The organism is Flavobacterium sp. TSSA_36, from assembly GCF_051547165.1.
GTDB lineage: Bacteria > Bacteroidota > Bacteroidia > Flavobacteriales > Flavobacteriaceae > Flavobacterium.
The window spans coordinates 25678-38280 of sequence record NZ_JBPTTP010000009.1; the positions used below are offsets into that span (position 1 = coordinate 25678).

The 12603-nt window shown below is 30.8% G+C and carries 8 protein-coding genes; 7 read left to right on the top strand and 1 reads right to left on the bottom strand.

The annotated features are described in order from the left end of the window. Nucleotides 1-107: 107 nt before the first annotated feature. From ACSVH7_RS14285 to ACSVH7_RS14315, 7 genes are all read left to right on the top strand, one after another. Complete coding sequence (locus ACSVH7_RS14285; RefSeq protein ID WP_315146215.1) at nucleotides 108-1442, top strand: ABC-three component system protein; 1335 nt, start codon at nucleotides 108-110, stop codon at nucleotides 1440-1442. Beyond that, entirely contained in the window at nucleotides 1423-2127 is a 705-nt protein-coding gene (locus ACSVH7_RS14290; RefSeq protein ID WP_315146218.1) for an ABC-three component system middle component 1, read from the top strand. Before ACSVH7_RS14285 ends, ACSVH7_RS14290 begins: the two co-directional genes overlap by 20 nt. After that, nucleotides 2120-4501 (top strand): AAA family ATPase, encoded by a 2382-nt coding sequence (locus tag ACSVH7_RS14295; RefSeq protein WP_315146220.1) that lies wholly within the window; start codon nucleotides 2120-2122, stop codon nucleotides 4499-4501. Before ACSVH7_RS14290 ends, ACSVH7_RS14295 begins: the two co-directional genes overlap by 8 nt. Before the next feature lie 231 nt (nucleotides 4502-4732). After that, entirely contained in the window at nucleotides 4733-5965 is a 1233-nt protein-coding gene (gene sbcD / locus ACSVH7_RS14300; RefSeq protein WP_438067365.1) for an exonuclease subunit SbcD, read from the top strand. Between the two features lie 76 nt (nucleotides 5966-6041). Continuing rightward, a complete protein-coding gene (locus tag ACSVH7_RS14305; protein WP_438067366.1) occupies nucleotides 6042-9626 on the top strand; it encodes an AAA family ATPase in 3585 nt (1194 codons plus the stop codon). Nucleotides 9627-10131: 505 nt separating this feature from the next. Next, entirely contained in the window at nucleotides 10132-11205 is a 1074-nt protein-coding gene (locus tag ACSVH7_RS14310) for a hypothetical protein (protein WP_438067367.1), read from the top strand. Nucleotides 11206-11332: 127 nt separating this feature from the next. Then, nucleotides 11333-11587 carry a helix-turn-helix domain-containing protein gene (locus tag ACSVH7_RS14315; protein WP_315146231.1) on the top strand — a complete coding sequence of 85 codons (255 nt, stop codon included), beginning with the start codon at nucleotides 11333-11335 and terminating at the stop codon, nucleotides 11585-11587. A 9-nt stretch (nucleotides 11588-11596) separates the two neighbouring features. Here the strand turns inward: ACSVH7_RS14315 and ACSVH7_RS14320 are convergent, their stop codons facing one another. After that, nucleotides 11597-12592, bottom strand: a complete 996-nt coding sequence (locus tag ACSVH7_RS14320) for a DUF6371 domain-containing protein (RefSeq protein WP_438067368.1) — start codon at nucleotides 12590-12592, stop codon at nucleotides 11597-11599. Nucleotides 12593-12603 lie beyond the last annotated feature (11 nt).

Here is a 12603-nt window from a genome sequence, read left to right on the forward strand (position 1 = left end):
TGTTTGATTTAGTGATTTTCCATAAATATCTATAAATCAAATCACAATTCTATATTACAAAGGGTGTTTATTCATAAAGTACTTTATTAAATTAAAAAAGTTGGTAAATGAGTTCAAGAAATGCAACAGCAAGTTGGAGTGGTTATTCACATCAAGGACAAGTAGGCTTATTAGTTGCTTTGAGAGAAATGCGAAGATTAATACAGTCTGGTTTACAAAATGAATTTGATTTTCATTATGTAGAATATGAAAATAATGAAGACGTTGCAATATCTAAACAATTACCAAATGTGGCAAAAGAGCTATTATCAGTTCATCAGGTAAAAGCATATTATTCACAAGGTCATTTACTAAATACCTACAAATCAGTTTTTGCAGGTGTTCCAATTTATCAAATCGGATTAAATGGGAAATTTGAAAAAGATGTTCATGGTAAAAAAATCGAAACTGGTAATTACGAACCAGGACAATGGTGTACTGGAAATAATTTTTTACATACTGTTCAAAGTATAGGGAATTGGCCTGCTCATGATTTTACTTCAGTTGGTGGAAATCCAAAAAGTATATTGCGATATGAATACAACACAAATATTTTCAATTGTGGCACGGAAGAAATAAGTAATTATTTAGCGCAGGAACTTAATTCACATGATTTTCATAATGGTAATCAAGGTTTAGCAAGTATGGCATTAAACCGTCTATCGTTCAAATTAGATGAAAAAATAAGATGTGAACATGCCACCAAACCAAGTAAAGATTTATATGACATAAGGTTTAGCTTTCAAGAACTTTTATTAATCATTAATGAAACAAATGATGTTTCTTCGAATAATATATTTATTAGTAGAAACTTGTTTTACAATGAATTTATTAATAAAGTAAAAACTCATACAGTAGAAGAAGATAATGATCATATTGAATTACTCAAATCAAGTATTATTCAACAATTATATGAACTTGAGGATTTAGATTTTCTAAATTTTCTAAAAAAACTTAATCTAAATGAAAATTTAGAATCTCTCAACACTCCACATTATAATTTTAATCCAAATGGACTCAGACAAGTATTCATGAAAATACTTTTAGAAGTCAAAAACATATTACCCGAAATTATTGAAAACTCTGTGCAATATATTAATACAGGAGACAAATTAAAATATGTTTTGACTGCCATAATTAGTGATGAAGAAGAAGTCAAAACAGTAATATCGGTAATATTAGATAATCTAAATTCCCAAAACATGCTTTGGGAAAATCATGCTTTAATAAATAGAAACATTTCTGCAAATTTTTTAGACAACATCCCCAAAATCAACAATATTATCATTAATAATGAAGATGGTAAAGAAGAAGAAAAATTTATGTCATTCTCTTCAAAATCAAAACTAATTAATCGTGATGAAGCAAAAAATATACTAGCAAATGAAACAGTTACTTTATAGTATTTTTGAACAACATGGTATCGATAAACACCCAGGTGATATTGATTGTTTTTCATATAAAAACAAATCATTTTTCTTCAATATAAATATTAATGAATCCGAATTGTTCTCGATAAAAAATACTCAAAATTTTTATGACAATAAAGATTATAAAAATATTTTAGAAGTCTATAAGAAATTAGTTGACACAAGTGGCATTGCTGAAATTGAGAAAAATTCATCATTAATTATTACGGTAAAATGCGAAGATTTAGAAGCTTTATCTAAGTTACAACAACAAATATTACTGATTGAAGAAAATGAATATTTCTTTAAAAAATATGTCATTTTATATACAGAAGAATCCATATCTGAATTATTAAAAAAACCTACGATTGATTTTCTCCAAGATAAGCTAAATGATTCTGGTAAATTCAATAAGTATTCTGATTTTGGATATAGTTCAGATTTAATGGAATACATGGTAGTGATACAGCTTTTTATAAAGTTGCCATTTTTAAAAATATTATTTTCTCAAAACGAATACTTTGATTTAAATAATAAATTAAAGAATAGTTTGGAAAAAGATTCTTTAAGATTTGATAGATTAATAAAATATCATAGTGATATTAATGAAATCGATTTTAGTAGAGTCGAAGATGAAAGAAAAATCGATTTAATTTTGAAAATGATGTCAAATGATTAAAATAAAGAAAATATATCTTCAGAATTTTAAAGGAATAAAACCTAGAACTATTTTTGATTTTGATAGTTTATCTATAAACGTAAATATTCTTTCTGGTCCAAATGGCTTTGGAAAGACTACCATTTTTGAGGTAATTGAATTATGCCTAACAGGTGAATTTAACCGTGTAGAATGGTTTGATACTGTCCAAAAGAAGAACAAAGACAGAAACAAGCCTTTTTTTCAAAATACGGATGGTGAAAACGTCATTTTAAAATTATGGATTGAAAATACTGCAACCAGGGAACAATATATAATTATAAAACACTATGATGATGCTCGTTCTGTTACAAAAGTAAAATCATCTCGTAATTTCATACCAAGTGATGCCAGTAAAATATTTAAAACCTATTTAACAGAGGACATCAATTATTTTGATATTGATGATTTAACAGCTTTACAATCTGTGGAACAAAAAGATATTAATAAACTAGTTTATGGTGAAAATTCAAGCATAGATATTTCATCAACTTTTTATCTTTTTAATTACATACAGCAAGAAAACAGTATTTATTTTTTAAGAAAAAGCGAAGATGATAAAGGATCATCTTTAGGATTCTTATTTAATATTGAAAAAGAGGAGCAGGGTAAAAAACGATTACTGGAATTAAAAACAAATTTGGAACGTCAATCAACAGAAATTGACCAAAAAATTATGGCATTAAAGGAATCTATTCCAGATATAAAATCGGTTGAATATCAAAAATTATTTCCGGATTCCGAATTCGAGTTTGATAGTGAAGAGCCGTTTTTTTTAATAAATGACCCAACGAACAAATTAAATGCTTTTGAAGAACTATTAGGTAAGCTTATAGAGTTTCGACAAGTTTTTAATCCAATTGAATATGACAAATCATTACTTTACAAAAAGTTAAATGAAGAGATAATAAATAATGATGGTTTACTAAAATCATTACTTATTAAAAGTATTTATTCTTCAGATTTAGCAGATAAAATCTCAGAAAAAAATATTAGAGTAAGTAAAGCTATTGAATTTAATTCACAAGAAGTTACAAGTTTTATAAATCCAGAATTCTTTACTCTTTTCTTGAACGATCAGGAGGAAGAGAGTAGAAAATATAAGGAAGTTGAAAAACAGATTAATACGATTGACAGGGATTTAGGTGAAATAGGTGTTATTGTTTCGGAATTAATGCAAGAAAGAGAAAAAGCACTAAACGCTTTTGTAAAAATTAAGGAGATTCAAAATATTTCTGAAAATAGCTGTCCATTATGTAATACAGAATTTGAATCTTTTTCAAAACTTGAAGAAGCGATAAAATTCAAAACCCAAACATTAGAGAAATTTAATCTTTCTAAACTGATAGAGAAGCAATTTTTAATTGAGCAAATTAAAGCTTTTCGTGAAAAAATTTCTGTTTTTACTAAAAAGTATATTGAGGAAAATAAACTAATTGAACCCGAAATATTGGCAATAGTTAGAAATTACACTAATTATGAGGCAACGATTAATCAAATTTCTGAAAGCTATCCATTATTAAATGGAGAAGATATTCTCAAAATTGTCTGTAGTAGTATACCGGTAAATAAAGTTGAAATAGATGATAAATTAGCACAATTAAAATTGTTTTTGGTAAGTAAGTTATTAAAGGACTTAAATTATAACGAAGATGAAATAGAAAATAAAAATCTTTATGTTCAATATTTTAATTCAGATAAAGAAACTTTAAAAAAACTTGAAGTAGAGGATTTTTTATCAAAAAAGGAGTATATACAAGGACGTTATGCTCATCTAACAAATGATCAACTTCAGTTTCTAATGACTAGGCATGAAAAACTTAAAACGATTATTGAGAGAGTAAATAAAATCTATGATAATGTTCATAGAACAATTCAAGGACATAAAGCGGAAATGATAAACAAAATAAAGATTCCATTTTATATTTACTCAGGGAAGATTTTACAAAGCTATCAACAAGGTTTGGGTATTTTTGTTAAGATTAATCCAACTGGACAGAATAATAATGTTGTTTTTAAAACAGGTCATACATCAGATCATGACATTGTGTATCATTTAAGCTCGGGTCAGATGGCTGTAGTTTCATTAGCGTTTTGTCTATCATTGAATAAAGTTTATAATACCAATCAAAATTTTAAATTTTTAGCAATCGATGATCCTATCCAAACAATGGATGATTTAAACATTCATACGTTTATTGAGCTGATTAGAAATGAATTCAAAGATTATCAAATTATTACATCAACTCACGATGATTTTACTTCAAGATATATGCAATATAAATTTGATAAATACGATATGAAAACTAAAATTCAGAATGTTCAGAAATTAGTTTTAGAACAATCAATATTTTAAATATAAACTTACTTAAAATAATCTCCAGTGAAGTGTCTACATTTCGTTTTAATTGTTTTGACCCCTAAAAAAAAAAGTGAATTGCTCATTTTTAAAATATCGGATGCGGCAGAAAACACTTCTAAACTATTAGTGTGTTTATAATGTTGTAAAAAACATTAAAAATTCAGGAATATATTGATCCTCATATTCAATCAAAATCTACCTTAACAATATTAATAACACGACTCTATGTCATTAAAAGTAATACACACCGCCGATTGGCATCTTGGACAGACCTTTTTGCAAAAATCAAGAAGTGAAGAACACCAATATTTTATAGATTGGCTATTGCAAATCATAGCAAAACAAGCTATTGATACCATAATTGTTGCAGGTGATATTTTTGATGTTTCGAGTCCTTCGGTAGAAGCCATAAATAAGTACCATTATTTCTTATTGGAGGCGTATAAATTGGATGTACAAGTTATAATTATAGGTGGCAATCACGATTCTGCGTCTCGATTAAATTCTTATAAAGATATTTTTAAAATTTTAAATGTAAGTATTGTCGGTGGTGATCTAAACAATGTGGGAGAACTAATTCCTGTTTACAAACGCGGAACCACTAATGTCGCTGCCGTTGTGGCCGCAGTGCCTTACCTTCGGGATGGTGATATTCGTAAAATTACCGAGGGAGAAAACATCAATGAAGCCCACGGTTTATTTACAGCTGAAGTAAAAAAACATTATGATAATTTGTTGGAACAAGCCAAAACGAATCATCCAAGTGTCCCCGTTATTGGTACGGCGCATTTGTATGTAACGGGTTGTTTACTTAGTGAACCTGCCGAAAAAAGAATGCATTCCTTGGTGGGCACACTCGGACAAATACCATCGACTGTATTTTCAGACGGATATGATTATATTGCGATGGGACACATTCACAAACCTCAAATGATCCAACATCCGGATAATGTGATTGTAAAATATGCCGGTTCCCCCATTCCGTTGAGTTTTAACGAACGGAATGATCTAAAAGAAATCACCATTTTGACTATTGCCGATAATAGAATAGTGCATGAATCACTGTCTATTCCTTTTCAAAGAAGCGTGATTCGATTTGAAGGAAAGGCTGATGAAATTATTGAAAAAATAAAAGGCCATCAACCTTCACAAGTATTGCCAACATGGGCCGAAATCATCATTACCGAAGCCGTAAATTATATTGAATTCAATAATAAGATCAATGATTTATGTCTTGAAAAAAACATAGAAATTTTGAGCCGAACCACCAAGTTTACCTCCTCCGACAATCAATCGGTAAGAGCTGAATATATTGCCGGAACGGATAATAATCCTTTAGAAGATGTTCCGAAAATTTTCACCTTGAGATGCGAAAAGAAAGGAATGGACGAAGAAAGTATTACCGAAATAATGCCATTGTTCATGCAAATATTGGATGAAATTGATAACACGCATTAGGTTTCAAAAACAATTGAATATTTTTTATTTCAGGATTAAAATACTACTCTATTCTCAAAAAAAACAGCATCATCCTATGAAAATTTTAAAAATAAACATCAATAACATACAATCTTTAAAAGGGGTGCAACCCGAAATTAATTTCACCGATGGCATTTTGGAACATGCGGGCTTGTATGCCATTACCGGACAAACAGGTGCGGGAAAATCAACCATTTTGGATGCAATTACTTTGGCATTGTATGGTAAAATAAATCGATACGGTAACGACAAACAAAGTTCAGAAATAATCACCCGCAATCAAAAAGAGGCTTATGCTGAGGTTACTTTTGAGGTAAATGACATCGTTTATTTGGCAAGATGGGCAGCTTCATTTAACAAAAACAAGAAAATAAATGTTACGGATGATAGAAAATTGTTTAGAAAAGAGAACGGTGAATTTCGCTTGATTGCCGAAAAAGTATCGAATGTAAACCCAATGATAGAAGAAATTATTGGGCTGAAATACGAGCAATTTACCAAATCAATTTTGCTGGCTCAAAATAATTTTTCTGCATTTTTAAAGGCAAGACCAGACGAGCGTGCCGAAATGCTCAGCAAAATAACCGGGACGCAAATTTATGAAGAAATCTCGAAGAAAGTTTTTGAGCAAACAAAGGGTTTTGAAACCGAAATAAATAACTTAAGAGCGACCATAAACGGGAATATTTTAAATGAAGAAGAATTAAATGCGATTGCCGTTTCCTTTGAAGAAAAAGAAAATACGATTAAGGAAATAGAACCGAAATTAATCCAAATTCTAGGCGAAATTACTTGGTTGGCGGCTGTTGAAAACACAAAAAAGGAAATCGATCAACATAAAAGTTCGCTCGAATTGGTGAAGCAGCATTTTTTAGAGAATGTCGAATCGTATAAAAAATTAGAGCATTACAACAAGGCAACGTTGATAGAAAAAGATTGGCAAGCTTTTCGAAACTGTGAAAAAGAATGCACGAAAAATACTGAAAACATACAAAGAACAACGGATGAAATTGAAGGGCTTAATCAAAAAATGACAGCCATTCAACCCGAACTAGAAAGTGCACTCCATAAATTTGAAGCAATTCAAAAGGAGCAAACTAGTAAAAAACCATTAATAGAAAGTGCCAAAATAACTTTTGCTACGATTGCAAACAACAACGAAAACCTAAAACAGAATGCTGAAGATTTAAAAACAGCTAAAAACAATTTCGATTCAAACCAAGAAGATTTAAAAGTTCAACTGGCCAAAAAATCAATTTTGGATACTGCAATTGGAGAGAACAAAAATACCATTTTACAATACGAGAAATATGGGACTTGGGAAACCGAAAAAGGTGCTATACACTTAAAACAAGAGGATATTGAAAAATTGCAAAAAGAAATTGAATCTTACACTATTGAAAGTTTACAAAAACGGATTTCTGATTATGACACGAAAAATGTTGGTATAGAACAGTTATTGCAAAACACAAAAAACGAAACTGACGCTTTAAAATCGGAAGTTGAGGTATTGGAATTACAAAAAAAAGAGTCAGTTACCCTTGAAAACATATCCAAACTAAAAGACAATACAAAAACCGATGTAGAAAATTGGAAGAAATTATCAGAGTATCTTCCAAAATTAGAGAGGCAAAATAATCAACTAGAAGTAAATTCCGCCGAATTAAACACTGCTAATTTATCCATGGAAACTCTAGAAACAGCCATTTTAGACAAAAAAAAATCGCTGGTTATTTTATATGAAAATAAAAACTTAAAACAGGTATTGGCGAGTTTTGAGGAACACCGTCACAATTTAAAAGAGGAGGAAGATTGTCCGTTATGTGGTTCTAAAGAACATCCCTATACCCTTAATTTACCAGAAATAGTATCCAAAAATGATATTGACGAAAAAATAAAGGAACTTGATTTCGAAATAAAATCCAAGGAAAAAGAAAAGGAAGAAGTTGTAAAAAAAGCAGCAAGTTACAGTCAACAAATCAAAAGTACAAATGAATCTATTGCTGAAATTCAGGAGGCTATTGATAAATTAAAATCCGTTTTACAAGTAGAAAAAGAGTTAAAAATAGAGGATATTGAAGCTACAATCCTCCATTTGGAAGCTGAATTAAACTTTGTCCAAGCCGAGATTAAGAAACTATCGGAATTGAATTCAAATTATGACCGTGTTAATAAATTATATTCCAATAAAACCAACCAATTAAATGAGATTCATTTAGCCTATACAGCCTATCAAACTGCTAAAAAACAAATAGACGAAAAGGAAGTTAACATAGCTGAAAATTTCGAATTTGTTAAAAAAACATTTGTTTTGTTTGATGAGAATTTAGAAGAAAACGACATCGCGGCCGTTTTAGAAATCGGAAAGAAGCTAGGGGAGAATTTAATAAAATTGAATGCTGAAAATGAGCTTTTAAAAGGCAACAATGCTGAGATGATAACTGTAAACAATGCTATAACGGAGTTTTTAACAAAAAGTACCAGCTTAGGAGAGAGTGTTTCGATGCATCAAAAAGAGGATGAAGTACTTATCGCTAAAAAAAGTTTGTTGGAGAATGAATTGAAAGATCAAACAGCCAGCTTTGAATTGAAATCACCACAAGAGGAAGAGTACCGTTTGCAAACTAAAGTTAAAGCAGAACAAGATTCGGTAACAAAATGGAATAGTGAAAAGGAAATAACCTTGTCTTCTATCAAAAATAAACAAACAGATTTAATGCAATTAGTTGCTGAAAATTTAGACCTTGATGAGGCATTTCGTCTTTCAAAATCACATTTAGATCATAAACTGACTGAAAATGGCTTCGAAAACATTGGGCAATTACAAGTAGCATTAAACTTAGAAAACAGTGCCTTCTTAATCACACAAAAACAATCTTTCGAAAATCAAAGACAACAAATCGAAGGGGCATTGAATGCTAATTTACTCAAACAAGAAGAACTCAATTCCAACCCTTTAACCACTAAATCAGCAGCAGATTTAAATATCGAAAAAGTGGCTTTGGAGGAAAATAAAACTAAAATAAACCAAGAAATCGGGCAATTGAAAGAGCAAATCAAGATTAATAATAAAATCGAAGAAGAAAACCAGCTGATCCTTGATACCATAAAAACAAAAAATAGTGTATTCCAAAAATGGGATCTATTAAATAAAATGGTAGGTTCTGCCGATGGTAAAGCTTTCAAAAAATTCGCCCAAGATTTTACACTTTCTCTATTGGTGCAACATGCCAATAAGCATCTAGAAACCATGTTCAACAGATATGAACTTTTCAAAGATGACACTTCAGAGGAAATGGAATTGCAAATAAAAGACAATAATTTTTTTGGAGAAATTCGTAATATTAATTCGCTCTCGGGTGGTGAAACTTTTTTGGTAAGTTTATCATTAGCATTAGGATTATCCGACCTTGCGAGTAAGAATACTAAAATCCGTTCCCTTTTTATTGACGAAGGTTTTGGTTCACTAGATCCTGAGAACTTGAATAATGCATTAGACACGCTTGAGCTGCTTCGCCAAAATGATGACCGTCAAATTGGAATCATCTCTCATGTTGAAGAATTGAAAAAGAGAATTACCACTCAAATTCAAGTAAAAAAATACACAAGTGAGTTTAGTACTATTGAAATTGTGGATTAAAAATTATCAAGTACTGCTCAAAGTTTGGCACTTTGAGCAGTACTAAAGGAAAATGAATTCATAAAATATAGGTAATGAATTAAATAATGAAATTAAACCGCACTTTATAAAGAAACTATAGCCAATAGCCGTTTGGTAATATGGCGAGTCTAGGGTTAGTTTATTTCCTAACCAAACAGATAATATATTACTAAATAAAAAAATAATTCTTAAAATAATCGACTAGCTTAATGGATAAATATGTGATTTATATCAATGATTTAAAAAAAGTAATCATTGAAATTTATTGGGGCTTTCAGAAAATATCATCGCTTGTTGCAAAAACAAAACTTAATATCAACTGCCTATAGAAGCAAGATTACAAGTCCAGATAAATATGACCCCAGCAGAAACCAAAATTCAATAAAATATTTTAACTATTTGTTTATCGTTTAATTCAAATTGATTAATTCGTTTTTAGTCAACATTTTGTATCTTTAATTCTGTCTTTTAAAGAGTTAACCTTATGAAAACTATTGAATTAACTAGAAAAGAATTATACGATAAAGTATGGACTACGCCAGTATCAAAGCTCATTCAAGAATATGCACTTTCAACTGATGGAATAAAAAAACTGTGTAAACAATTTGAAATCCCCATGCCGGATGGAGGATATTGGATGAAGCTAAAATTCAATAAAAAGATCAACAAAACAATGTTTAATCCTGTCTTTGGCGGTGTAGATAAAATTATTTTAACGATAAGAGAAGAAGGGAATTCTGTAAACGTGGACCAAACCCCTTTGACCATAAGAACCAAAGAAATCGAAAATGATCCCAAGGCTCCTTTAGTGGTTCCTAATAAAATTAATAAACCAGACCTGTTAACTGTGCAGACCAAGGAGTATTGGGCTGAAAGTAAATGTAATGTGTTTTATGATAAATATAAAAAGTTGCGTTATCCAATAAGGGTAGGTGATAAGCATCGCGAAAGGGCATTGTGTTTTATGGATGCCTTTACCAAGTTGTTACGTTATAGAGGTCATACTATTGCAAAAGATAATTACCAAACTTGTGTTTTAATCGATGGGATTTACATTGAATTTGACCTCAGGGAAGCAACGAAAAGAGTACCTGCCACAACAGAACATAGTTTTTCAGAATATGTTCCAACAGGAGAATTTATACTTAAAATAGGTAAGTACTCGGGAGAAAAAGAGTGGCGAGACGGAAAGGTTAAACTTGAAGAAATACTAGCAAGGATACTTGCAAAACTTGAAATTTATGCTCAAGAAGAGAAAAAACAACAGGAGGCATCGCGTTTATGGAGATTACAATATGATGCAGAATTAGAACGTAAGGAGAAAATAAAAAAACGTAAGGAAGAAGAAATTAAAAATTTCAACAATTTGGTTGCACTCTCGGAACAATATAACAAAGCGCTATTAATTAGAAATTATATTGATGCTGAAAAGCAACATGCAATAAATACTAATAACCTAACTCAAGAAAAACAAGAATGGATAAATTGGGCAACGGATAAAGCGGATTGGCTTGATCCATTGATCAACAGACCAGATGATATATTGGACGCTAAATAAAAAAAGTGGAAATATAAAAGTCTTTTCAACCATTGATTTCTGAATCATAGGTTATTAGCTTTTTATATTTATCGTTTGAAACCAATTGTAGGTCATGCTATTGTCATTAATCTTAATTATATTAAAAATGGAAAATCCATTCGAAATAATTTTAGAAAAATTAGATGCTATTCAGAAAGAACTAGAGCAAGTAAAGGCTTCTGCAGGTATTGATGGGGAAAGATTACTTTCTAGAGCCGAAACTTGCGAATTGCTAAAAATAAATGAAACCTCCCTTTGGAAACATACTAAGAGTGGTAGACTGACTAGTTATGGTTTGGGAAATAGAATTTATTATAAGAAAAAGGAGGTCATGGATAGTATTATGTGCATTAATAAATAATGAGGTGCTTCATTGCACAAATTTCCTAAACACATCCTCAAGATCATTGTTGTAAATGCCTTCACTTTTCAATTCCGCATCGGTTTTGCCTTCGGTCATGTCCCAAATTTTGGCATTGATTCCAAGTGAAATCAGAGTAGGGATTTTATTAGAAATGACTTGAACAGCATTTTCGCTACAATCAGGAATGATGATTACGGTATGACCAATTAATGGTTGTAGTTTGTTTTCGGTAAGACCATTGAGCCCGCCATAAGCTAACCAAATGTACTCTGGAAAGTGCAGGTAACCAACAATAGCGGTTTTTTCACTTTCTACAAGTAGTATGTTTTTTTTGCCTTTTAATTGATCATTGAGGAGGTGTGCACCGAACAAACAAGAGTAATATCCGTCTTCGTTTTTGTAAGGAACTTTGAAGATTTTGCTTCTTTTTCCGTTTTCATCATAGTAACAAATTTTGGCTTTTTGCACTTTTAATTCAGCATTAATATTCCAGAATACAGTTCCGCCATCGTGAGTTGTCCCTATAACGTAAGTTGTTTTGGCATCTTCCATTTTTGTTTTGCCATACACTTTGCAAAGGTATTGCAATAAATTGTTTTCGGGAGTTGTATGAAAGTAGCTCCAAATAAGACTTTCTGGAATGTATTTCGAAATTTGCAAAACAGCCGCAACGTTTTCTTGCTTTTTTGCAACAAAACCGACTTCCTTTGCAACGGAATCAACTTCTTTTGCAAAGGAAGTTGAATTCTTTTGCAAAGGCATTGCAATAGGGTCAAATTGATTCGAAAGGTCATTCCAAATGTATTCATTGCCCTGTTCATTTTCATATCGAGTAGGAGGAAGGCTAGTTTTTCCGCACGAATGGCAGTACCCAAATTGTGGGGGTAAATTGAGATAATTGGAAAACTTACCGTCTTTATTATTGCGTTGGCAACATGGCGTTTTTAATTTAAAATCTCGCTTGGGATCAAATTTCAGATGAAGAGCTATTTTTTTGAGCATAATGATAATTT

What these genes read in the sequence shown, in the direction of transcription:
- ACSVH7_RS14295 (WP_315146220.1), top strand. Translation starts at nt 2,120, where the DNA reads ATGATTAAAATAAAGAAAATATATCTTCAGAATTTTAAAGGAATAAAA.
- ACSVH7_RS14310 (WP_438067367.1), top strand. Translation starts at nt 10,132, where the DNA reads ATGAAAACTATTGAATTAACTAGAAAAGAATTATACGATAAAGTATGG.
- ACSVH7_RS14305 (WP_438067366.1), top strand. Translation starts at nt 6,042, where the DNA reads ATGAAAATTTTAAAAATAAACATCAATAACATACAATCTTTAAAAGGG.
- ACSVH7_RS14320 (WP_438067368.1), bottom strand. Translation starts at nt 12,592, where the DNA reads ATGCTCAAAAAAATAGCTCTTCATCTGAAATTTGATCCCAAGCGAGAT.
- ACSVH7_RS14315 (WP_315146231.1), top strand. Translation starts at nt 11,333, where the DNA reads ATGGAAAATCCATTCGAAATAATTTTAGAAAAATTAGATGCTATTCAG.
- sbcD (WP_438067365.1), top strand. Translation starts at nt 4,733, where the DNA reads ATGTCATTAAAAGTAATACACACCGCCGATTGGCATCTTGGACAGACC.
- ACSVH7_RS14285 (WP_315146215.1), top strand. Translation starts at nt 108, where the DNA reads ATGAGTTCAAGAAATGCAACAGCAAGTTGGAGTGGTTATTCACATCAA.
- ACSVH7_RS14290 (WP_315146218.1), top strand. Translation starts at nt 1,423, where the DNA reads ATGAAACAGTTACTTTATAGTATTTTTGAACAACATGGTATCGATAAA.